This window comes from Rhodoferax sp. RT4P68 (genome assembly GCF_056521305.1).
This window is the reverse complement of sequence record NZ_JBWMBB010000010.1, coordinates 148663-169757: the sequence shown is the minus strand read 5'-3', so window position 1 is coordinate 169757 and position 21095 is coordinate 148663. Positions and strand designations below refer to the sequence as shown.

19 protein-coding genes are annotated in these 21095 nt (G+C 67.0%); 12 read left to right on the top strand and 7 right to left on the bottom strand.

The genetic code is table 11. From position 1 onward, the window contains the following. Window positions 1–5 precede the first annotated feature (5 nt). The 4 genes from AC099J_RS21190 (at window position 6) to AC099J_RS21175 (ending at window position 5617) form a co-directional block, all read left to right on the top strand. On the top strand, window positions 6–1466 hold the full coding sequence (locus tag AC099J_RS21190) for an NAD-dependent succinate-semialdehyde dehydrogenase (RefSeq protein WP_479617265.1): 1461 nt from the start codon (window positions 6–8) through the stop codon (window positions 1464–1466). Between the two features lie 225 nt (window positions 1467–1691). Next, window positions 1692–2672 (top strand): Bug family tripartite tricarboxylate transporter substrate binding protein, encoded by a 981-nt coding sequence (locus tag AC099J_RS21185; RefSeq protein ID WP_479617264.1) that lies wholly within the window; start codon window positions 1692–1694, stop codon window positions 2670–2672. Between the two features lie 83 nt (window positions 2673–2755). Then, window positions 2756–4075 carry a sulfatase-like hydrolase/transferase gene (locus tag AC099J_RS21180; RefSeq protein ID WP_479617263.1) on the top strand — a complete coding sequence of 440 codons (1320 nt, stop codon included), beginning with the start codon at window positions 2756–2758 and terminating at the stop codon, window positions 4073–4075. Window positions 4076–4246: 171 nt separating this feature from the next. Then, on the top strand, window positions 4247–5617 hold the full coding sequence (locus tag AC099J_RS21175; RefSeq protein ID WP_479617262.1) for an aspartate aminotransferase family protein: 1371 nt from the start codon (window positions 4247–4249) through the stop codon (window positions 5615–5617). A gap of 85 nt (window positions 5618–5702) precedes the next feature. On the opposite strand, the gene AC099J_RS21170 is transcribed toward AC099J_RS21175, so the two are convergent. After that, window positions 5703–7160, bottom strand: coding sequence for an aldehyde dehydrogenase family protein (locus AC099J_RS21170; protein ID WP_479617261.1), 1458 nt, complete (start codon window positions 7158–7160; stop codon window positions 5703–5705). 133 nt (window positions 7161–7293) lie between these two features. Between AC099J_RS21170 and AC099J_RS21165 the strand changes: the two genes are divergently transcribed. Further along, window positions 7294–8277 (top strand): helix-turn-helix domain-containing protein, encoded by a 984-nt coding sequence (locus AC099J_RS21165; RefSeq protein WP_479617260.1) that lies wholly within the window; start codon window positions 7294–7296, stop codon window positions 8275–8277. Here AC099J_RS21165 and AC099J_RS21160 read toward each other — a convergent pair whose 3' ends face one another. The 5 genes from AC099J_RS21160 to AC099J_RS21140 form a co-directional block, all read right to left on the bottom strand. Then, entirely contained in the window at window positions 8278–9693 is a 1416-nt protein-coding gene (locus AC099J_RS21160) for an alginate export family protein (RefSeq protein ID WP_479617259.1), read from the bottom strand. A 44-nt stretch (window positions 9694–9737) separates the two neighbouring features. After that, window positions 9738–11186: an APC family permease gene (locus tag AC099J_RS21155; RefSeq protein ID WP_479617258.1), complete on the bottom strand. Its 1449-nt coding sequence runs from the start codon at window positions 11184–11186 to the stop codon at window positions 9738–9740. Between the two features lie 209 nt (window positions 11187–11395). Further along, window positions 11396–12262, bottom strand: coding sequence for an alpha/beta fold hydrolase (locus AC099J_RS21150; RefSeq protein ID WP_479617257.1), 867 nt, complete (start codon window positions 12260–12262; stop codon window positions 11396–11398). A gap of 4 nt (window positions 12263–12266) precedes the next feature. After that, the gene (locus tag AC099J_RS21145; protein WP_479617256.1) at window positions 12267–13244 is read right to left on the bottom strand and encodes a Bug family tripartite tricarboxylate transporter substrate binding protein; all 978 of its coding nucleotides are present in this window, start codon (window positions 13242–13244) and stop codon (window positions 12267–12269) included. 38 nt (window positions 13245–13282) lie between these two features. After that, window positions 13283–13885 (bottom strand): amino acid synthesis family protein, encoded by a 603-nt coding sequence (locus tag AC099J_RS21140; RefSeq protein ID WP_479617255.1) that lies wholly within the window; start codon window positions 13883–13885, stop codon window positions 13283–13285. Between the two features lie 303 nt (window positions 13886–14188). Here AC099J_RS21140 and AC099J_RS21135 point away from each other — a divergent pair, with 303 nt between their 5' ends. From AC099J_RS21135 to AC099J_RS21110, 6 genes are read left to right on the top strand one after another with little or no spacing between them, the layout of a single operon-like run. Continuing rightward, entirely contained in the window at window positions 14189–15226 is a 1038-nt protein-coding gene (locus AC099J_RS21135; protein WP_479617370.1) for a glycosyl hydrolase, read from the top strand. A gap of 50 nt (window positions 15227–15276) precedes the next feature. Further along, window positions 15277–15903 carry a glutathione transferase GstA gene (gene gstA, locus AC099J_RS21130; protein WP_479617254.1) on the top strand — a complete coding sequence of 209 codons (627 nt, stop codon included), beginning with the start codon at window positions 15277–15279 and terminating at the stop codon, window positions 15901–15903. Between the two features lie 19 nt (window positions 15904–15922). Then, window positions 15923–16987: a cyclase family protein gene (locus AC099J_RS21125; RefSeq protein ID WP_479617253.1), complete on the top strand. Its 1065-nt coding sequence runs from the start codon at window positions 15923–15925 to the stop codon at window positions 16985–16987. A 24-nt stretch (window positions 16988–17011) separates the two neighbouring features. Beyond that, window positions 17012–17665 carry a glutathione transferase GstA gene (gstA, locus tag AC099J_RS21120; RefSeq protein ID WP_479617252.1) on the top strand — a complete coding sequence of 218 codons (654 nt, stop codon included), beginning with the start codon at window positions 17012–17014 and terminating at the stop codon, window positions 17663–17665. Window positions 17666–17706: 41 nt separating this feature from the next. After that, a complete protein-coding gene (locus AC099J_RS21115; RefSeq protein WP_479617251.1) occupies window positions 17707–18675 on the top strand; it encodes a Bug family tripartite tricarboxylate transporter substrate binding protein in 969 nt (322 codons plus the stop codon). Window positions 18676–18722: 47 nt separating this feature from the next. Further along, window positions 18723–19706, top strand: coding sequence for a Bug family tripartite tricarboxylate transporter substrate binding protein (locus AC099J_RS21110; protein ID WP_479617250.1), 984 nt, complete (start codon window positions 18723–18725; stop codon window positions 19704–19706). Window positions 19707–19718: 12 nt separating this feature from the next. Here the strand turns inward: AC099J_RS21110 and AC099J_RS21105 are convergent, their stop codons facing one another. After that, window positions 19719–20441 carry an IclR family transcriptional regulator gene (locus AC099J_RS21105; protein WP_479617249.1) on the bottom strand — a complete coding sequence of 241 codons (723 nt, stop codon included), beginning with the start codon at window positions 20439–20441 and terminating at the stop codon, window positions 19719–19721. On the opposite strand from AC099J_RS21105, the gene AC099J_RS21100 reads away from it, so the two are divergent. Beyond that, on the top strand, window positions 20440–21057 hold the full coding sequence (locus AC099J_RS21100; RefSeq protein WP_479617248.1) for a hypothetical protein: 618 nt from the start codon (window positions 20440–20442) through the stop codon (window positions 21055–21057). The genes AC099J_RS21105 and AC099J_RS21100 overlap by 2 nt on opposite strands. Window positions 21058–21095 lie beyond the last annotated feature (38 nt).

Here is a 21095-nt window from a genome sequence, read left to right as displayed (position 1 = left end):
CACGCATGCTGCAACTCCACGACGCTGGCCTGTTTCGCCAGCAGGCCTATGTGGCCGGCCAATGGATCGATGCCGACGATGGCCGCACGGTGGCTGTGACAGACCCGGCCAATGGCGAGGTGCTCGGCACCGTGCCGGTGTGCGGCGCAGCCGAGACGCGGCGCGCCATCGAAGCGGCCGAATCCGCCCGGCACGCCTGGGCGCGCCGCCCGGCGAAGGAGCGCGCCACGCTGCTGCGCCGGCTGCACGAACTGATGCTGGCACATGTGGAAGACCTGGCCCTCATCATGACGCGCGAACAGGGCAAGCCCCTGGCCGAGTCGCGCGGCGAGATCGCCTACGCGGCCTCGTTCATCGAGTGGTTTGCCGAGGAAGCGCGGCGCGTCTACGGCGAGACCATTCCGGCGCCGAGCAGCGACCGCCGGCTGATTGCCCTGCGCCAGCCCATCGGCGTCGCCGCGGCCATCACGCCGTGGAATTTTCCGGCGGCGATGCTGACGCGCAAGGCCGGCCCGGCGCTGGCGGCAGGCTGCGCGATGGTGGTCAAGCCGGCGACGCAGACGCCGTTCTCCGCATTGGCCTTCGCCGTGCTGGCCGAACGCGCCGGGCTGCCGCCGGGCCTGCTGTCGGTGCTGACCGGCTCGGCCAGCGCCATCGGCGGCGAACTGACGGCCAACCCGCTGGTGCGCAAGATCAGCTTCACCGGCTCCACCGAGGTCGGGCGCACGTTGATGCGCCAGTCGGCCGACACGGTGAAGAAGCTGTCGCTGGAACTGGGCGGCAACGCACCCTTCATCGTCTTCGACGACGCCGACCTGGACGCCGCCGTCGAGGGCGCCATGCAATCGAAGTTCCGCAACACCGGGCAGACCTGCGTCTGCGCCAACCGGCTGTATGTGCAGCGTGGCGTGCTGCAGACGTTCACCGACAAACTGGTGGCACGGGTGCGTGCGCTGCAGGTGGGGCCGGGCACGCAAGCGGGCGTGACGCAAGGGCCCTTGATCGACGCCAAGGCCGTGGCCAAGATCGAAGAACACGTCGCCGATGTGCTTGCCAAGGGCGGTGTGGTGCTGACGGGCGGGGCGCGCCACGCGCTCGGCGGCAACTTCTACCAGCCCACCGTGGTGGCCGGTGCCACCCCGGCGATGCTGGTGGCGCACGAAGAAACCTTCGGGCCGCTGGCGCCGATCTTCGCCTTCGACACCGAGGACGAAGTCATCGCCCAGGCCAATGCCACGGAGTTCGGCCTCGCGGCGTACTTCTTCGCACGCGACCTGGGCCGTGTGTGGCGCGTCGCCGAACGGCTGGAGGCCGGCATCGTGGGCGTGAACACCGGCCTCGTGTCGACGGCCGAAGCACCGTTCGGCGGCATCAAGCAGTCCGGCCTCGGGCGCGAAGGCTCCCACCATGGGATGGACGACTACCTGGAGCTCAAGTACGTCTGCCTGGGCGGGTTGGACACCTGAGCAGGCAGCGCGTCGGCGGTGCGCCAGCGCCTGCAAAGGGTGCGTCGCGCACCGGCGTGGCACACGGCGGCTGGTGCATCCGTTCGAAACCGGTGATGTAGCTGGTACAAGTTTTGCAATTACCGTATTAAGGGAAATGACTAAGTACTACGCGCTTATTTTTCCGTCAACATACGACTCATTTCCCTTACCGTGAACTCAACACAATTTCATCAAGGAAGAACGATGCTCAATTCTCTGTCCCGCCGCCGTCTCGGCACCCTGGCCGCAGCCGCCGCGCTGGTCACTTTGTCTGGTGCCGCACTGGCGCAGCAACCCGACCGGATCAGCATCGTCGTGCCGTACCCGCCCGGCAGCGCGCCCGATACGCTGGCGCGCCAGCTGGCCACCAAGCTGGGCCCCAAACTCGGGACGTCCGTGATCGTGGAAAACCGGCCGGGCGCCAACGCCATCATCGGCAGTGACTACGTGTCCAAGGCCAGGAACGACGGCAGCACCTACCTGCTGGTCGACCGCATGACGGTGGTGGTCAACCCGCTGCTGTTCAGCAAGCTGCCTTACGACCCTTCGGCGTTGATGGGCGTGAGCGATGTCGCCCGTGTGAATCTTCTGCTGAGCGTGCGAGGCGAGGCGCCGGTGAAAGACTGGGCGGGATTCGTGGCCTATGCCAAAGCACATCCGCAGGCCGTGGCGATCGGCACAGGGGGCCCCGGCAGCGTGCACCACTTGAGCCTGGAGCTGATGAGCAAATCGATTGGCGTGAAGATGACGCATGTGCCCTACAAGGGCATCGCCCCCGCAGTGCAGGATGTGCTCGCGGGTCAGCTTTTCGGTGTGATCTCCGGCCCGGAGGTCGTCGTTCCTCACCTGGAAGGGGGGCGCCTTCGACCTTTGGTGACAGGTGCGAAGCAGCGCCTGGGTTTGCTGCCGCAAGTGCCCACGATGGCCGAACAAGGTGTCAGCGAAACGGTGCTGCTGTCCACGACCTTCTCGGTGTTTGCACCGCCTCGGACACCAACGTCGGTCTCCAGCCCGTTTGGCGATGCCGTGCGCGCAATCCTGGCAGAGGCGGACACGGCCGCACGCTTGGCGCCGATTGGCCTGGAGCCAGCTGGGGCTACGCCGCAGCAGATGCAGGCGTCGCTTGCCGAGCAGGGGCCACAGCTGGCGCGCGTCATCCGCGACGCTGGTATCAAGCTGGACTGATCCATGGCGCTGCGCGCCGTCGAGGCGGCAGCCAGCACCGCGCGGTCCCATGGACCGCTGTCGTACACCAGGAAAGGCTGACCATGCGCCGTCCCAATCTCATCTTCATCATGGCCGACGACCTGGGTTATGCGGACCTGGGCTGCTACGGCGGGCGGGAGCCGGTGTCGCCGTGCCTCGACCAAATGGCTTCGCAGGGGCTACGCTTCACCCAGGGGTACGCGAACTCGCCGGTGTGCTCGCCGACGCGCTTCGGGTTGCTGAGCGGGCGCTGGCAGTACCGCCTGCGTGGTGCCGCCGAAGAGCCATTGACGGGGGCCAAGGCGAAACTGCGCCCGGACCTGGGCATGCCCCCCGAGCATCCGACGTTCGCATCGCTGTTGCAGGCTGCAGGGTGGCGCACGGCACTGATCGGCAAATGGCATCTGGGCTATCCGCCCGCGTTCGGGCCGCGCAAAAGCGGCTACGACACGCACTTCGGGCCGCTTTCTGGTGGCGTGGACTACTTCAACCACCAGACCATGCGGGGCAAGCACGATCTGTGGCTGGACGGCGAGCCTGCGCATGCGCTCGGCTACCTCACCGACTTGCTGAGCGAGCGCGCCATCGGATTCGTGCGCGACTGCGCGGCGCGAGATCAGCCGTTCCTCCTGAGCTTGCACTACACCGCCCCGCACTGGCCCTGGGAGACCCGCGACGACGAGGATGTGGCTACCACGTTGGGCGGCGACATCCAGCATGCACGCGGCGGTTCGGTTCACACCTACCGCCGGATGATCCACCACATGGACGAGGGCATCGGCAAGCTGCTCGACGCGCTGAACAGCTGCGGTTTGGACGAGGACACCCTGGTGGTATTCACCAGCGACAACGGCGGCGAACGCTTCTCCGACAACTGGCCGTTGATCGGCGGCAAGATGGATCTGACCGAGGGCGGCATCCGCGTGCCGTACATCGTCCGCTGGCCCGGCCACATACCGGCGGGCAGCGTGAGTGACCAGCCGATCATCACAATGGACTGGAGCCGCACCTTTTTGCGGGCCGCAGGCGTGGCCGAGGCGCCGATGTATCCGCTGGACGGAGCCGACTTGATGCCGCTGCTTGGCGCACCGCACACCGTGCAGCTGAACCGCCCGCTGTTCTGGCGCATGAAGTACCGCGACCAGCACGCTGTGCGCGATGGGTGGTGGAAGTACCTGCGCATCGAAGGCATCGAGTACCTGTTCGATCTGGCCGCGGACGAACGCGAGCGTGCCAATCGCGCCGCGGACGAGCCTGAACGACTGGCCACGATGCGCGCGCAATACCAGCGCTGGTTCGAGAGCCTGCCTCCCGTTCCGCATGATGCGGACTACGACCTCGTCGTGACCGAACGCGACATGCCGGGCGCCCATCTGCGCTGAACGCCACGAACGGAAGGCACTTCGTGGGTCAGGCAGCACCCCACGCCATGCCGTTTCGGGCTACCGGGATGGGCCGCAGTTGACTGAGCATTGGCCCATGCTGCAACGGCCGCGTCTGCAAGACGCCGGCCTGTGCGCTGATCCCTCATCCACCCTTCAGAGAGAAGCACCGTGCTCGAAACCCAACTGCAATCCCTCCACTACCCGGACGCCCCCAAGATGGTGTCCGCCGCATTCCCCGGCCCGCTGGCGGCCAAGGCCCTGGAGCTGTCCGCCCGCACCGAATCGATGGCGCGCGGCGGCGGCCGCATGCCGGTGGTGATGGACCGGGCCTTCGGCGCGACCTTCAAGGACCCGGACGGCAACACCTTCATCGACCTGTCGGCCGGCGTCGGCGTGAGCAGCGTGGGGCGCTGCCATCCCAAGGTATTGGCTGCCATGCAGCAGCAATCGCAGGTGCTGATGCACGCCATGGAGGTCAACAGCACGCGGCGCACCGAGCTGGCGGTGAAGATGTCCGAGATCGCGCCCGAGGGGCTGCGCGGCGACTGCGTCACGTTCTTCACGCAGAGCGGGAGCGACGCGCTCGAAGCGGCCGTGAAATTCGCCAAGCGTGTCACGGGTCGCCACCAGCTCATCGCGTTCCACGGCGGCTACCACGGCGTCTGGAATGCGTCCGTCGCGCTGACCACCGGCTCTGCCTACCGCAAGGGATACGGGCCGTTCATGGGGGGCGTCATCCACGCGCCCTATCCGTACGCCTACCGCTTCCCGTTCGACACCACGCACAAGAGCGCTGAGCAGATCGCAGGCGAATACGTCGACTACCTGTTGAACACGCCCTACACCGCGGCAGACGACGTGGCCGCCGTGATCGTCGAGCCGGTGCAGGGCGAAGGCGGTTACGTGCCGCCGGCCCCGGAGTTTCTGCAGCTGCTGCGCAAGGCCTGCGACCGCAGCGGTGCGCTGCTGATCGTCGACGAGGTGCAGTCGGGCGCGGGGCGTACCGGCAAGATGTGGGCGGTCGAACATGCGGGCGTGAAGCCGGACATGCTGACCTTCGGCAAGGGCATCGGCAGCGATGTGCCGATGGCCGGCCTGATCATGCGCTCCGACCTGGCGGGGCAGATTCCCGACGGCTCGGTGCCCAACACGTTCGCCGCCAACGGCGTGTCGGCCGCAGTGGCACTGACCAACATCGGCATCCTGCAGGATCCCGAGCTGAACCTGATCGCGCGTGCGCACACGCTCGGCGCCGAGGCGCAGGCGCGCATCCGCGGCTATGGCAGCCCGCGCGTGGGCGAAGTGCGGGGCCGCGGCCTGATGATCGGCATCGAGCTCGTGGAAGACACCACCACCAAGGAGCCGCTGGGGCGCGAGAAGGTAGGCCAGTTGATGGGTTACCTGCTCAGCCACGGGGTGCTGATGGTGCCGTGCGGCCGCTACGGCAACGTGATGCGCGTGATGCCATCGCTCACGATCACCCGCGCCCTCATGTTCAAGGCGCTGGACGTGTTTGCCGAAGGCCTGGCCACGCTGTGATGGTGCAGGGCGGGTCGCCGCTGCTTGCGGCGTTCCGCTCCGATCCGGAGCGACCCGGTCCCATGCGGAGCGGGTCGGCCGCGCCTCAGAGCATCAGCGTGACCGTCTTCTCTTCCAGGTAGGCATCCAGCGCCTTCGCTGAGAGGTCGCGGCCCAAACCGCTGTCCTTGCCGCCGCCCCATGGAAGGCGTGCATCCAGCGGGCTCCAGCAGTTGACCGCGACGGCGCCGACTTCCAGCCGCGCCGACACGCGGTGCGCGGCGGCCAGATCGCGCGTCCAGACCGAAGCCGACAGGCCGAAGTCGCTGTGGTTGGCCAGTTGCACAGCTTCATCCTCGTCGTCGAACGGGATCAGCATGCCGACCGGGCCGAAGATCTCTTCCTGCGCGATGCGCATGTCGTTGCGCACGTCGGCAAACAGCGTGGGCCGCACGAAGAAGCCTTGCGCGGGCACCGGCTCGCCACCCGTCACCAGGCGCGCACCCTCGGCCTGGCCCAGATCGATGTAGCTGCGCACGCGGTCGCGGTGGCGGGCATTGATGAGGGCGCCCATCTGCACACCGGGCTCGTCCGGTCGGCCCATCTTCAGCCCCCGTGCAGCGGCTGCCAAGGCCTCTTCGAAGGCCGGCATCACCGAACGCTGCACCAGGATGCGCGAGCCGGCCGCACAGGTCTGGCCCTGGTTGACGAACAGGCCCATGGCCACGCCCTGGGCCGCCTGCGCCAGGTCCGCGTCGGCGAACACCAGCTGCGCCGCCTTGCCACCCAGCTCCAGTGTGAGGTGTTTGAAGGCAGGCGCCGCTTCACGCGCGATGATGCGGCCCACGGCGGTGCTGCCCGTGAAGCTGATCTTGCGCACCAGCGGGTGCGCTACCAGGGCAGCGCCTGCCACCGCACCGCCGTTCACGATGTTGACAACGCCGGGCGGCAGTCCGGCCTCGGACAGCAGTTCGGCCAGGGCGGTGACGGCCAGTGGTGCGTCCTCCGGCGCCTTCACCACCACGGTGCAGCCAGCCGCCAGTGCCGGGGCCAGCTTCCAGATGCAGATCATGAGCGGCGCGTTCCACGGGATCACCAGCGCCGCCACCCCGATGGGTTCGCGCGTCGTGTAGTTCAGCGTGGTGCGGCCCATGAAGCCGGCCGTGGGGATGGTGCGGCCTTCCAGCTTGTCGGCCCAGCCGGCGAAGTAGCGCAGCGTGTCGACGCACATCGGCAGATCCATCAGCGCCATTTCCTGCGGCGGTCGGCCCTGCTCGTCGGCGAGCAGCTGCACGAACCGGGCGGCATCGCGTCCGAGCAGATCGGCCAGCCGCTGCAGCAGGCGTGCACGTTGCGCGCCCGGCGTCGCTCGCCAGCCGGGCAAGGCGCGCGCTGCGGCCTGCACGGCCGCGTCCACGTCGGTCGCGCCAGAGTCGGCCACATGGGCCAGCAGCGCCCCGGTGGCGGGGGCCAGCTTGTCCAGCCAGGTGGCGCCAGTGGCGTCTTGCAACCGGCCATCGATGAAGTTGCGCGCGCTGAGAGCGGCGGAATCAGGGGTACGCATGGAAACTCCAGCACAGTTGGGAATGGATTGGCATAGGGATTGCATGAATTCTTTTATACGGGATTTTGGTAAATAGTTGACCCTGATTTCAGGCGGTTGAGATCGGCATCAATTCCTTAAAAAGAGACTAAACATGATTTTTGCCCCCCAAGTTGGTGCGCTGCAGGCCCGCATCGACCGATTTCGCGACATCCATCTGCATGCGGCCTCGGTACACGACTGGCAACAGACCTACCACCAGCTCACGCCGGGGCCGCTGCACAGCTCGCTGATGCAGTTTTCGGCAGGTGCGTTCCATGTGTTCCGCGAGTGCATCAACCAGCGGGTGGTGCAGCAGGGGCGGGCGCCGCGTGGCAAGGTGTGTTTCGCCGTGCCGCTGGCCCTGCCAGGCGCAGTGCGCATGCAGGGCCGCGCCGCCGACATGAACTGCGTGTTCGTGCTGCGCGGCGATGAGGAATTCATGTTCCACATGCCCGAAGGATGCGACCTGCTGGCACTGACCTTCGACGCCGCGCACGTGGCGCAGCTGTTGTCTGGCGACGCCCGAGGCGCAGAGTTGCAGACGCTTTTGCGCCAGCCCGTGCTGCGGGTGTCGCCCGAGAAGATGGGCTCGATCCGGGGCGCCCTGCTGCAGGTGTTCTGCGACGCGCTGGTCCACCCCCACCTGTTTCACGACGCACCGGCCCAGGCCGCGCTGGAACATGGCTTGCTGCAGGCCTTGCTGGGCTTGCTGGAGGCGCCGGCTTGCGACCCGGCCCAGCGCCTGGTCAGTTCGCCCCACAGCTTCATCGTCGAGAAATGCCACCAGTTCATGCTGGCCGACACCGATGTGCGGCCGGACGTGGTGGCGCTGTGCAAGCGCCTGCGCATCAGCCGGCGCACGCTGCAGAACAGCTTTCGCAGCGTGGCGCAGATGACGCCGGTGCACTACATCCGGTGCATCCGGTTGAACGGCGTGCGGCGCCAGCTGATGGCCACGCCGCCGATGGCAGCGACCATCGCCGAGATCGCCTCGACCTGGGGCTTCACGCATCTGAGCCATTTCGCGGCGGAGTACGAAGAGTTGTTCGGCGAATTGCCATCGCACACGCAGCGCGGTCGCGACCTGCGGCACTGATCAGAACGGCGCGATCAGCAGCAACTGCGCGTACAGGTTGGTGCCGGGGCTGTTCTGGTTGCCGCCGTTGCCAGCGTCCCTGCGCGGCTTGTACAGGCCCAGCATGGGTGCCACGACCAGGTGCGGGTGCACCGTCCACTCGGCAAACAGGTTCAGCTCGCGCGCATCGAGCGTGAGGGTCTGGCGATCGCGCAGCGTGCGGTAGCTCTGCAGCGCCGCGCCCAGCGTCAGCGATGGAGTGGGTTTGACGTCCACTACAAGCTGGTGTACGGCCGCGTTGCTGTTGAACGGCCCGGCGTAGTTGCCTGCCACCTCGCCTTGCAGCCAGCCGCGAAAGCCGCCGGTGAACAGCGGGTCCCAGCCCTGGCCGTGGCGGGCGTACCGGTAACGCAGGCTCGGCGCCCAGGGGGCAGCGGGCCAGGCGTAACCCGCCTGCACGTAGCCGGCGCTGGCTTGGCCCATGTCGGTGCGCTGGCGCGCGACCTCGAAAGCAAAGCTGGCATCCGCAATGCCGGCACTGCCCTCGCCACGCACGCTGAACACGTCCATGCCCTTGCGCAGCAACTGCGCGGGGCTGGCGTAGCGCGCGTCGACCTCCAGGCCGCGCAGGTAGGTCAGGCCCAGCGTGCCTGCAGGGGTGGTGTAGTCCAGCGTACCGGCCGCCACTGCGGTGTTGGCCTGGGCATGGTTGTCCGACTTGAGCCACATGGCGCTGCCGTGCAGCCCGTCTGGCCGGCCGAGCTTGACCACGGCCGTGCCGGCAAAAGCGTGGCGTGCCCCGATGTAGTAGGCACCACCGCGATCGAGTGCGTCGCCGGCCAGCCGTCGTCCCGGGTTGAAGCCGTCGTCCATCACGAGAAAGCCGCTGCCGATCTTCACGGCCTGGCGGCCGGCCGAGATGTCCAGCCCATCGGTGCCCAGCGCCGGCAGGCTGGTGCCCGAGCGCCAGCCGATGTAGGCGTCTTCCATGCGCGTGCGGCGCTCGCTGCCGTCGCTGTACCCGCCGGCATCGCCGTCGCCCCAGGTGGCCGAGCTGACGGCGTTGAGTGCGCCATAGACCGTGCCCACCCCCAGCCGTGCCGTGCTGCCGGACAAGCCGTACTTGGCATAGCCCTCGCGCCAGGTCGAACTACCGGGGCGGCCGTCGTAGTTGCGCTCGCTGTGGAGCCAGGCGTATACGAGGGTCAGGTCCGCGTTGAGGATCTGGCCGTCCTGGTTGTGCAGTTCATAGGCGGCTGCCGGCGCGGCGAGGGCGGCCAGAGCGGCGGCCAGCGCGGCGATGCGCCAGCGGCAATCCTTGCGCGCGTGCGCCGATGGCCCCACGTTCTCAGGCTGCCGAGTGCGGCTCGAACCGAAATGCGCACAGGGCAAGGTCGCCACGGGCCGGGTCGTGTTGCAGGTGTCTGCGGAGGTCATCGCTGGGGTTTCCTGAAGGTTGGATCGCGGAACGGGATGGCGCGTCACAGCTTGTGGCTGCCGAGGTTGGCAAAGCGCCCGGGTGCGCGGCGGCGCAGCCGTGCGGCCAGCGCAACGCCGACCACGATCGCCACGGGGATCACGGCGCACAGTGCGTACGACAAGGCCTTGCTGGCCCCGGTCAGCACGTCGAAATGGAGCACGGCCAGCACCAGCACGCACACGAGCGCGACGCAGGCCAGCCCGGGAAGCAGGCGCGCGCGCCACAGGCCCAATCGCAGGTCGGGGCGGCGGCCGAAATACGCTAGCACGGCGGCCGATGTCAGCGCCATCAGCCCGATCACGCACAACGTGGCCACGCTGGACAGCCAGGCGAACAACTGCAGGATGGGGTCGGCATCGAAGGCGGCAAAGGCCAGCACCACGGTTGCCGCCACGGCGCTTTGCACGGCCGAGCCCAGGTGCGGGCTTTGGTGCACGCGGTGCGTGGTGCCCAGCCAGGCGGGCAGCAGGCCGTCGCGGCCGATGGCGAAGAAATAGCGCGCGGCGGCGTTGTGAAAGGCCAGCAGGCCGGCGTAGATGCTGACCATGAACAGCACCCGGATCACGGACGTGAGACCGGGGCCGGCGTAGTGGTCGGACACGCCGTACAGGAAGGTTGTCGGGTCTTGCAGTGACTGCAGCAGCGGCACGATCTTGTCGGTGCCCACGCCCACCACCAGCGCCCAGATCGACAGCCCGTAGAAGCCCCCGATCAGCAGCACCGAGGCGTAGGTAGCGCGCGGGATGGTGCGCTGCGGATCCTTGGCCTCCTCGCCATAAATGGTCGTGGCCTCGAAACCGATGAACGCTGCGAAGCAGAACAGCAGCCCGATCGAGGGCGTGCCACTGAGGACGTTCGAAGGCTTGAACGAATCGAGGTGGATGCCGTTGTCGCCACCTGCCCGCAGGATGGCGATGTCCAGCGTGAGGATGGCGGCGTATTCGGCGACCACGACAAAGGCAAGCACACGCGCCGACAGGTCGACATTGCGGTAGCCGAGGATGGCGATGCTGAGCATGGCCAGCAGGGACCAGATCCACCACGGCGCGTCAATGCCGAAGGTCGTGGCCATGGTGCCCGCCACGACACCGCCGAACATGCCGTACAGGCCGATCTGCAGAATGTTGTAGGCGAACAGCGCCAGCACGCCGGCCGCACCGCCGGCCAGGCCGCCGAGCCCGGTGGACGTGAACGCGTAGAAGCCGCCCGCGTTGGTCACGTACTTGGCCATGGTGGTGTAGCCCGCCGAGAACGCCAGCAACACCGCCAGCGCGGCCAGCAGTAGCGCAGGCGTGCCCGGACCGTTGCCGAGCATGATGCCGATCGGGAACCCCCCGGCGATGACGCTCAGCGGGCTGGCAGCCGAGACGACGAAGAAGACGATGAAATAGACGCCCAGCGCGTCGCGTCTCAGCGTGTTGGCGCCGTGCGGCGGCAGGGTGGCACTCATGGCATTCCTAGGTAGACATCCGGGGGCGGCTGCGGGCGGGTTGCGCCGTTCCGCGAGCCTGTTGCCGCTGACACCACGAGGGCGGCAGCAGTGGAGTCGAATGCTAGGAGTGAGGTGCTGGACGGCGGTAGCCCGAATCGGCAAGGCCTGCGCGTGGGGCAGCAGGCGCAACCGGCCCGTGGTGGGTCTCGCCAGGCGCAGCGAGCTTTTCAGTGTGGCTGGCGCAGCAGGAAAGACCGCACCGCGCCGTTGAAGGCCGCCGGCTGGTCGTCGTGCACATAGTGGCCTGCGCCAGCAATCTCAACGCCCTGGATGTGCCGGTTGGCCGACAGCATGTCCGTGAAGGTCTGGTGTGACAGATAGTCGGAGTTGGCGCCGCGCAGCAGCAGGGCAGCGCCGCCGATGGCGTGGACACAGGGCCAAAGATCGGGGTCGGGCTGGCTGGGGTGGAGACGACAGTGCGTGATGCCGGCCTGGTCGTGCGCCCACGTCACGGCGCCGTCGGTCTCACGCATGGAGTTCGCCACGCGCGACTCGATCGCAGCCTCGGTGACATTCGGACGGATGGCGCGCCAGAAGCCTCTGGCTGCGTCCCAGTCCGGAAAGGACGAAGGTGTGTGGACCAGTTCCGCATTGATGCGTGCGGCCCCGTCGCTGCTGCGCGATGCGCCGGGTCCGCTGTCTTCCAGGATGAGGCTGCGCAGCCTGTTGCCATGGGTGAGCGTGTACACCAGGGCGTTGATACCGCCCATCGAATGTCCGAGCAGATGCACCGAGTCCAGCCGAAGCGCGTCGACGAACGCGGCGATGTCGCCTGCGTAACGGGCCGTGTAGTAGTCACGTTCAGGACACCAGTCGGTCTGGCCGCGGCCGCGCTGATCCAGCGCAATCACGCGGAAGTCGACGGCGAGCGCCGCCGCCAGCGGTGCGAAGGTTCGCGCATAGCTGCGCAATCCGTGCAGACACAGCACCACCGGTGCCTCCTGCGGGCCCCAGGCGACGTAGTGAAAGCGCAGCTTGCCCAGCTGTACGAAATGCGATGTGCCGGGGTCGGAATCGGAGACGTGCAGACTCATGCGGTCACTTCGTGGTGATCCTGACCTGCTGCAGGATCTTGCGGGTCTGCGTGATCGAGCGATCCCAGGCCGCCGCCTCCTGGGTACGGCTGCCGGCGGCGCGCTGCAGACCCAGCTCCAGCAGGCTGGCCTGCACCTGCGGCAGGACCAGGACCTTGGCAATTGCGGCGTGCAGTTTCTCCAGGATGATGGGGGACGTGCCGGTCGGCGCGAAGACGGCGAACCATCCTGAGTCTTCCAGGCCGGCGATGCCCACCTCGGTGAACGTCGGCACATCGGCAAGCGACTGCACGCGACGGGGGCCGGTCACTGCGAGTGGACGGACTTCCTTCGAATCGACTTGCGCACTGACGGCGGCGATGGTCAGGAACACGCTGTCGATGTGGCCGCCGCGCAGGTCGGTGAGCGCCGGCGACGACCCTTTGTAGGCCACGTGCAGCAGCTGCGTGCCGGTTCGCGCGGCCAGCAATTCGCCGAGCACGTGCGGCGATGAGCCGCTGCCGAAGGTGCCGAAGGTCACGGACCTGCTGCGCCCCGCCTGCAGCAGTTGGTCCAACGTGCCGAGATAGGACTTGGTGCTGACAGCCAGCACCAGAGGCGTGTCCGCCACCATGCTGCCGAGCACGAATCTCTTGCGCACCTCGTCCATCGCCATCTTGTCGTCCGACATCAGCGGTGCCAGTACGTGCGTGGAACTGCTGCCGAACATGAGCGTGTAACCGTCTACCTTGGCGCGCTCGACCGCGCGCAGCGCGATAGCGCCGTTGGCACCGGGCTTGTTGTCCACCACGATGGTCTGGCGCAGGTGTTCGCCAAGCTTGTCGGCCACCAGCCGCGCCAGGATGTCGGTGCCACCACCGGGGGCGAACGGCACTACCAGCGTGATCGGCCGCTCGCTCGGCCAAGTGGGCTGTGCGTGCGCTAAGGGGAACGCGCACCAGGCGCCGAGAGCCGCGATGCCGGCTAGAAAAAGTTGCTTCATATGTGTTGCCTTGCGTGGAGGGCGGGGGAGTGGCGCGCTCAGACCAGACCGTCCTGGCCCTGGATCTCCGACGCCTGCAGACCGCTGAGGCGCGCGTGGAGGCGTCCGCGCGTGGCGAAGGCCCAAATCACCAACACCTCGTCGCGGTTGGGGCCGTCGCCGAACATGGCGCTGACGGTGTCGTAGTGCGAACGCACGTACAGCGCATCCTTGTGCGCCAGCGGGATGTCGATCACCGTGCCGGGCCCGCCGCGCTTGCCGGTTGACGGCACCCAGCTCTTGCCGCCGCCAACGCCGTCACGCACCGGGTTAGCGGCCGGGTTGGTCAACAGCGCGTTGCCGTGCTCGTACTCGCCGTCGGTGCCGACCAGGCACGCCTTGCCGTAGCTCTCGATCGCACGGCCCTGGGCCGCCTCGCGGATGCGCCGGCCAAACTCGCGGCCAAGCTCTGGCGAGGGCGCGATCCAGGACGACAGGTCCGCTTCGAAGCGACCCGCGAACGGGTTGTGGATGCAGGCAGCGATGACGATCTTGCGCAGTGGCTCGCCGTCGGCGGGCTTGCCACTTTCACCGGCCAGCGTGTCGTCGATCTGCAGATACCACTTGCGAATGTGGAAAGCGCTGAGGTTGTCGGTCTTCATAGGGTCTCGGGTGTGGTGGACGTCCATCCGGCAGCATGCATGAGACCAAGAAATTACTTCATTGCAGTAATTTGGAAGTCGATCGTACAAGAAAATTATCAACAACACTAACTGCAGCTCAATGGCGAAATGTTGGAAATTCTGAAGCGTTGGACGAGTATTTTCAAAATTGGTAGTTCTTCTAGTTGGCATATTTATCGCATAGAAGTAAAAATGCGACATCCACCGCAATGCACGCAGCAATCCAGGGCATGTGACGCGGTGGCTTGCACCACAACCGTCCGAAGGGAAGAGATGACGCCATTGACATGCACCATCCTGGTGGCTACGGCCGGCCAGGGCATCCTGCGCAGCAACGACGAGGGTGCGACCTGGCACCGGCTGGGCCTGAAGGAGTCGATCGAGTTCGACGGAACCGTGCGATCGCTGGCTGTGGACCCGGCCCAAGCGGCGCGCATCTATGCCGGCGCCGATACCGGCCTGAGCATCAGCACGGATGGCGGCGTGCATTGGCGCCGCGCCGAGGGGCCGTTGAACGGCCAGACCGTCTGGTCGATCGCGGTGGACCCGCGCAACCCTCGCGTGCTGTTCGCTGGCACGGGTGCGCCGTCGCGCGCCGCGATCTACCGCTCGCGCGATGCCGGTGAGACCTGGACCCGGCTCGCACCGGAGATTCCCGAGTTCTGCGCGGGCGTGCACCGGCCACGGCTGCTGACCATCTGCATCGATCCCGACGACAGCAACGCGGTCTGGTTCGGCGTGGAAGAGGGCGGTGCCTGGCGCAGCCGTGATGGCGGCGACCAGTGGGAACGTTTGGCAGAGGGCTTGCCCGGCAGCATCCGCAACCCGGACATCCACGCCATCACCGTGTTGCCGGCGACGGCCGAAGCACCCAAGACAGCGTTGGTGCTGACGGTCAACTGCGTGCACCGCAGCACCGACGATGGCGCGAGCTGGCAGGGCGAACTTTCGCGGGACCGCTTCGACGGCCTCTACTACACCCGCACCGTTCAGGCACTGCCCGGATCGGACGTGCTGTTGCTGGCGATGGGTGACGGCACGCCGGGGCGCCGCACGCGCATCTACCACTCCCATGACCGCGCGCAGAGCTGGGTCGAATCGCGCATCGACCTGGCACCCAACTCCACGGTCTGGGCTTTCGGTGTCCATGCCGCGCGGCCGGATCTGGTGTTCGCCGGCACCAAGTATGGCGATCTCTACCGCTCCGACGATGGCGGTCGCCGCTGGCACAAGGAGTGGCGTGTGTTCAGCGAGATCACCGCCGTGGCCTGGACGCCTATGAAAGCGGCGCTGGTCGCCCACCCGCAATCCGTGCAATAGCCGCTCGCTGTGACCGCGCCCCCTTTTTTCCGACACCACAGGATTTCTCCATGAAGCTCTATCTCACGCCACATGCCTGCTCACTGGCCGCCGACATCGTCGCGCGCGAGGCCGACATTCCTCTCGAACGCGTCTGGGTCGACGTACGCGCGAAGAAGCTTCAGGACGGCAGCGACTACTTCCGGGTCAATCCCAAGGGCCAGGTGCCCTCCCTGCAGACGGATGATGGACAGTTTCTGACGGAGGGCGGTGTGATCATCCAGTACCTGTGCGATCGCCACGGGGCCGACGCGCTGCTGCCCGGCTTGCTGGGGATGGAGCGCTACCGCGTACTCGAATGGCTGAGCTTCATCAGCACGGAACTGCACAAAGGCTTCACGCCGCTGTTCCGCGCGACCACGCCGCCCGAGTACCGCGCGATCGCGGTAGACAACTTGCGCAAGAGACTGACCTGGCTGGACGAAGTGCTGCGCGAGCGCCAGTTCCTGCACGCCAACCGCTTTACGGCGGCCGACGCCTACTGCTACACCATCGTGATGTGGAGTGCAATGCACCGGATCGACCTGGCCGTCTGGCCGTACCTTACAGCCTACCTGCAGCGCGTGGCCGAGCGGCCCGCAGTGCGGGCCGCACTGGCGGCCGAAAAGATGGAACTCGACAGCCGGGCCGCAGCCTGAACGCGGCAGGAGCACCAGCATGACCCAACAACGGTGGGCCCGCAGGCCCGAGGGTTCGAATTGGGGCGATTTCGGCGCCGATGACCAGCGAGGCGCGATGAATCTGGTCGGTCCCGCGCAGGTGCGCAAGGGGCTGATTGAGGCCAGTGAAGGCCGCACATTCAATCTGTCGCTGCCGCTCGACTACCCGGGAGGCAACGCACTGCACCCCCGCCGGCATCCGCCGCGCCGTTTCGCAACGCTGCGTGGCGCGCCGCACGAAGGCGAGCAGTGCTTCTGCTTCGCGATGTCGCGCGTCAACCCGTTCTACACCGACGTCTTCAGCGACGACGTGGTGGTCCTGCACACGCAGTACTCCACGCAGTGGGACGGGCTGGCGCACGCCGGAGCAGAGTTCGACGCCGATGGCGACGGCACGGACGAGATGGTGTTCTACAACGGCTACCGCGCGGGGACCGATGTGCTGCCCGGCACCCGCATGCAAGCCGATGGGCCGGCCGGCTGGGACAGCTGGGAGAACCCGCGCGCCGAGGCACTGGGCATCGTGCAGCTGGCCGAACACGGCGTGCAGGGCCGCGCGGTGATGGTGGATCTGCACCGCCACTACGGGACGCAACACCACGCGGTGGGTTACGACGACCTGATGCGCATCCTGGAGGCAGACCAGGTCACTGTCGAGCGTGGCGACATGCTGTGCCTGCACAGCGGCCTGGGCGACATGATCCTGGCCATGGGCCGACAGCCCATCGCCCAGCAGCTGCTCAGCGCGTGTCCCGGCCTCGATGGCGGCGACCAACGTCTGCTGCGCTGGATCACCGATACCGGTGTTGCCGCGCTGATTTCCGACAACTTTGCGGTCGAGCTCATGCCCAAAGGCACGCGGATGCAGGGCCGCCACGCCATGCTGCCGCTGCACGAGCACTGCCTGTTCAAGAACGGAATTCATCTGGGGGAGCTCTGGCGCCTGGGCGACCTTGCCCGCTGGCTGGCCGCGCACGGCCGCAGCCGCTTCCTGCTGACGGCGCCGCCGCTGAACCTGCCCGGTGCGGCCGGCTCGCCGGTCTCGCCGATCGCCACCGTCTGACCCCTCACCTGCGGAGAACAATCCATGAAGCTCTACCACGAAGTTCGTGGCTGCTCGCTCGCGGTCGACATCGTCGCGCGCGAACTGCAGTTGCCGCTGGACCTGCAATGGGTCGACATGAAGACCAAACGGCTACAAGACGGCAGCGATTACTTCGGAGTCAATTCCAAGGGTACCGTGCCCACGCTGGAGCTGCCCGACGGCCAACATCTGAGCGAGGGCTGCATCATCATGCAGTACCTGGCCGACCAGTGCCCTGGCACCGCGCTGCTGCCGGCTACGGGGCTGGCGCGTTACCGCGTACTGGAGTGGATGAGCTTCATCGCTGCCGACCTGCACAAGGGCGGCTTCATGCCGCTGTTCAAGGCGACGACGCCACCCGAATACCGCCCGATTGCGCACCAGTATGTGCAGGACCGCCTGCAGTGGCTCGACGAGCAGTTGGCCGACCGCGAGTTCCTGACCGGGTCGTCCTTCACGATCTCCGACGCGCACTGCTACACGATTGCGATGTGGACCCGGGCCCACGCCATCGACACCGCAGGGTGGCCGCACCTGGAGGCCTACCTCGCCCGCGTCGGCGCCCGTGCCAGTGTGCGCGCGGCTGAGCAGGCCGCCGCAGAGCAGGGCGAGCGCGAGCGCGCGCAGCGCGCGCAGGCCCCGGTCGCCATGCGCTGAATGCACCCCCGACCCGACCTCCGTCCCACAAAGGAATCGACATGCAGCTTCTGAACCACCTGCTTCTGCTTTGCGCTGTTGTCAGCGCACCGGCCATGGCCGTGGCCGATGGCTATCCGAACAGCCCGGTGCGCCTGGTTGTGGCCTTCCCCCCCGGAGGCGGCACCGATGGCGCGGCGCGCATCGTGGCCGAGAAGCTGGGTCCGGAACTGGGACAGGCCATCGTCGTGGACAACCGTGCCGGCGCTGGCGGCACGATCGGCGCGCTGTCAGTTGCACGGGCCAAGGCCGACGGCTACACGCTGTTCTTCGGCACAGGTGCGGAGCTGCTTATCAACCCGTTGACGCGCAAGGTTGCGCCCTACGAGCTGCTGAAGGAGTTCATGCCGATCACCGAGGTCGGTGGCGTGACCTTCGTGCTAGTGGCGCCCGCCAAGGTGGCCGACAACAGCGTGCAGGAGCTGGTGGCGCGCGCCCGGGCGCAGCCCGGGAAGTTGAACTTCTCGTCATTCGGCATGGGATCGACCAACCACCTGGCGGGTGAGCTGTTCCTGTCGGCCACGGGCACGCGGGCCACCCACGTCCCCTACCAGGGAAGCCAGCAGGCCATGACAGCGCTGCTGGCCGGCGACGTGGACTTTGCGTTCGAGACTGCGGCCGTGGCTTTGCCGCACATCAGGGCCGGCAAGCTCAAGGCGCTGGCGACGCCGTCGCCTCAGCGGCTGAAGGAACTGCCGGACGTGCCGACGTTGCAGGAGGCCGGGTACAAGGAGCTCGTGGCAGAAGGCTGGATGGGTGTGTTCGCGCCTGCCGGCACACCGATTGCGGTGGTTGAGAAGCTGTCGGCCGCTCTGGACAAGGTGATTCGCCTGCCCGATGTCGACAGCCGGCTGCGCGCGCGCGGCGTGCTGGTCACCGCGAGCGGCCCGGACTCCTTTCGCCACAAGCTTGCGCAGGAGACCGACAAGTGGAAGCGCGTCGCCAAGGACGCCAATCTGTCGCTCGACTGACCAACTGGATGGATGTTTTCCGTTCTTCCTTTCCACGGAGCCTTCGCATGTACAACCTCGTAACCACGCGCCGCGCCGCAGCCGTCGCCCTGCTGGCCATGGGCACTTGCTTCGCCGCACCTGCGGCATTGGCTGACACCTACCCCGCGCGCCCGATCTCGCTGATCGTGTCGTTCGAACCGGGCGGCTCGACCGATATCTCGGCACGTGCCATCGCCCAGGAGTTGAGCCTCAGGCTCAAGCAGCCGGTGGTGGTAGAGAACAAGGCCGGCGCCGGCGGGCGCATCGGCACCAAGCTGGCCGCGATGGCCAGGCCCGACGGCTACACCTTGTTGTGGGGCAGTGGCAGCAGCCTGACGGCGGCGCCGGTGCTGTACGCAGGGCAGGAGCATGTCGCCACGCTGATACCCGTCAGCCTGGGCGCTACCCAGCCCTTTGTGTTCGCGACATCGCCGGCGGTCGGAGTCAAGACCACGGCAGACTTCGTCGCCCTGGCCAAGCGCAGCCCCGGTACCATGAACTTCGCCTCGGCCGGCACCGGATCGAGCAACCACCTGCTGGGTGAGATCTTCATGTCTGTCTCTGGCGCGCAGCTGACGCATGTGCCGTACAAAGGCGCCGCCATGGCCAAAGATGGCGTGATGAAGGGCGAGGCACAGCTCATGACCGAGGTGACCTCGCCGCTGATCGGCGCGCTGCGCGCTGGACAATTGGTTCCGCTGTTCATGACCGGCGTGGTGCGCGATGCCATGTTCCCCGAGATTCCAACGGCTGCCGAGGTCGGGTTGCCGGCGTTGGCGATCGAGGGCTTCTTCGGCCTTCTGGCGCCGGCCGGAACGCCGCCGCAGATCGTGACGCACCTGAACGATGCGATGCGCGCCGTGTTGGCGTCGCCCTCAGTCACGCAAACGTTTTCCAACCTGGGCTTCACTGCGGCCTACAGCACGCCCGAACAGATGGCACAGCGCATCGCGCGGGGCAAGGCCGTCTACGCCGCGATCGTCAAGGAACGCCAGATCCGCGCCGAATGAAGGTCTGTTCAGTCACAGGTGGCCGTCGGCGGCCAGGCGGGCGCCGATGGCTTGCGCAGTGCGCATGACCAACTCCGCAATGGCATCGGCGTTGAACAACGCCAGGCGTGCATCGCTACCCAGCGCTGTGACGCTGGCCACCACCAGGCGACCGCGGCCGAAGATCGGTGCCGAGATGCCCGTCTTGTTGTCGTTCAGTTCACCTGAGGTTCGGCAGTGGCCCTGCTTGCGGATGCGCTGGGCCTCTTCATAGAACGTCTCCCAAGGCGGTATCTCGGCCGATGCATCGGCCAGCTCCTCGTGCAGACGGCGCAACCGTGCAGCCGGCAGGAAGGCGACGAGCGCCTTGGAACTGGCGCCACGCGGGATTGGCACCGGACGACCGCGCCCATAGCGTAGCGGTTGCTGTGGGTCTGTGAACTCGGTGTGCACGGTGATGATCGAGTGCCCATACAGTTTGGAAATGAACACGTCCAACCCTGTCTGCTCGGCCAGCCCGCGCATCGGCGGTGCTGCCGCGCGGATGACCGGGTCGGACTCCCTGATGCAGCGGTCCAGCTCGATGATGCGCGGCCCCAGCGTGATGCTGCGGTCCAGCCGCACCAGCAGGCCGACCTTGCACAGCTCCTGGATGTAGCGGTAGCCCGTGCTTTTCGGAACGCCCAGCCGCACGGCAATCTGATCAACCGTGAGCGAAGGCACTTCGGTCGAGAACAGCGACAGGGTGCCCAGCATGCGCGACAGACTGGATTCGGGGGCGTCGTGCGCGGCCGTTTCCGGTTCCGCCACTGGTTCAGGGAAGCGCTGCTCGGAACGCGCAAGTCTGCGCCGGGCGGCACTCACCGGCACGCCTGCAGTGTCGGTTCGTTCGGTCGATGGGTTCTTCTTCCGCAAGCTGGGCGTTTTCATGCGCCCATTGTCTTGCAATGGTTGCGAGCGCCATGCCGACCCGCATCCGCACTCAAGGCGTACGCGGAAACAGCCGTGCAATGCCGCTGCGCAAGTTCAGCATCATGGCCTGTCGTACCGCTTTGGGGTTACGGGACGCGATGGCTTCGTCGATGCGCAGGTGTTCGGCGCGCACGTCACGCCAGCGGTGCATCATGGGTCGGGGCGACAACTCGCGCACCACGCGAATGGCGACGCGGATGTGCTCCGCCCGCACGCAGTGCTCGACAAATTGCAGTCGACCATCCAGCGCATCGTCGCGTGCCCGGACATCATCAAGCGGCTGCAGGAGCTGGGCTCCGAGCCCTCCGACAGGAGCCACCAGCAGATCACGGAGTGGATGCATGCTGAGACCGTGCGCTGGGACAAGATGGTCAAAGATAACAACGTCAAGGCCGACTAGGCGCAGGATGTCCCGAAGTCCTTGACCCGGCAGGGAGA

Excerpts from the sequence above, each read along its gene's own strand:
- AC099J_RS21190 (WP_479617265.1), top strand. The coding sequence starts at position 6 with ATGCTGCAACTCCACGACGCTGGCCTGTTTCGCCAGCAGGCCTATGTG.
- AC099J_RS21185 (WP_479617264.1), top strand. The coding sequence starts at position 1,692 with ATGCTCAATTCTCTGTCCCGCCGCCGTCTCGGCACCCTGGCCGCAGCC.
- AC099J_RS21180 (WP_479617263.1), top strand. The coding sequence starts at position 2,756 with ATGCGCCGTCCCAATCTCATCTTCATCATGGCCGACGACCTGGGTTAT.
- AC099J_RS21170 (WP_479617261.1), bottom strand. The coding sequence starts at position 7,160 with ATGCGTACCCCTGATTCCGCCGCTCTCAGCGCGCGCAACTTCATCGAT.
- AC099J_RS21165 (WP_479617260.1), top strand. The coding sequence starts at position 7,294 with ATGATTTTTGCCCCCCAAGTTGGTGCGCTGCAGGCCCGCATCGACCGA.
- AC099J_RS21160 (WP_479617259.1), bottom strand. The coding sequence starts at position 9,693 with ATGACCTCCGCAGACACCTGCAACACGACCCGGCCCGTGGCGACCTTG.
- AC099J_RS21155 (WP_479617258.1), bottom strand. The coding sequence starts at position 11,186 with ATGAGTGCCACCCTGCCGCCGCACGGCGCCAACACGCTGAGACGCGAC.
- AC099J_RS21150 (WP_479617257.1), bottom strand. The coding sequence starts at position 12,262 with ATGAGTCTGCACGTCTCCGATTCCGACCCCGGCACATCGCATTTCGTA.
- AC099J_RS21145 (WP_479617256.1), bottom strand. The coding sequence starts at position 13,244 with ATGAAGCAACTTTTTCTAGCCGGCATCGCGGCTCTCGGCGCCTGGTGC.
- AC099J_RS21140 (WP_479617255.1), bottom strand. The coding sequence starts at position 13,885 with ATGAAGACCGACAACCTCAGCGCTTTCCACATTCGCAAGTGGTATCTG.
- gstA (WP_479617254.1), top strand. The coding sequence starts at position 15,277 with ATGAAGCTCTATCTCACGCCACATGCCTGCTCACTGGCCGCCGACATC.
- AC099J_RS21125 (WP_479617253.1), top strand. The coding sequence starts at position 15,923 with ATGACCCAACAACGGTGGGCCCGCAGGCCCGAGGGTTCGAATTGGGGC.
- gstA (WP_479617252.1), top strand. The coding sequence starts at position 17,012 with ATGAAGCTCTACCACGAAGTTCGTGGCTGCTCGCTCGCGGTCGACATC.
- AC099J_RS21115 (WP_479617251.1), top strand. The coding sequence starts at position 17,707 with ATGCAGCTTCTGAACCACCTGCTTCTGCTTTGCGCTGTTGTCAGCGCA.
- AC099J_RS21110 (WP_479617250.1), top strand. The coding sequence starts at position 18,723 with ATGTACAACCTCGTAACCACGCGCCGCGCCGCAGCCGTCGCCCTGCTG.
- AC099J_RS21100 (WP_479617248.1), top strand. The coding sequence starts at position 20,440 with ATGCGCGACAGACTGGATTCGGGGGCGTCGTGCGCGGCCGTTTCCGGT.
- AC099J_RS21105 (WP_479617249.1), bottom strand. The coding sequence starts at position 20,441 with ATGCTGGGCACCCTGTCGCTGTTCTCGACCGAAGTGCCTTCGCTCACG.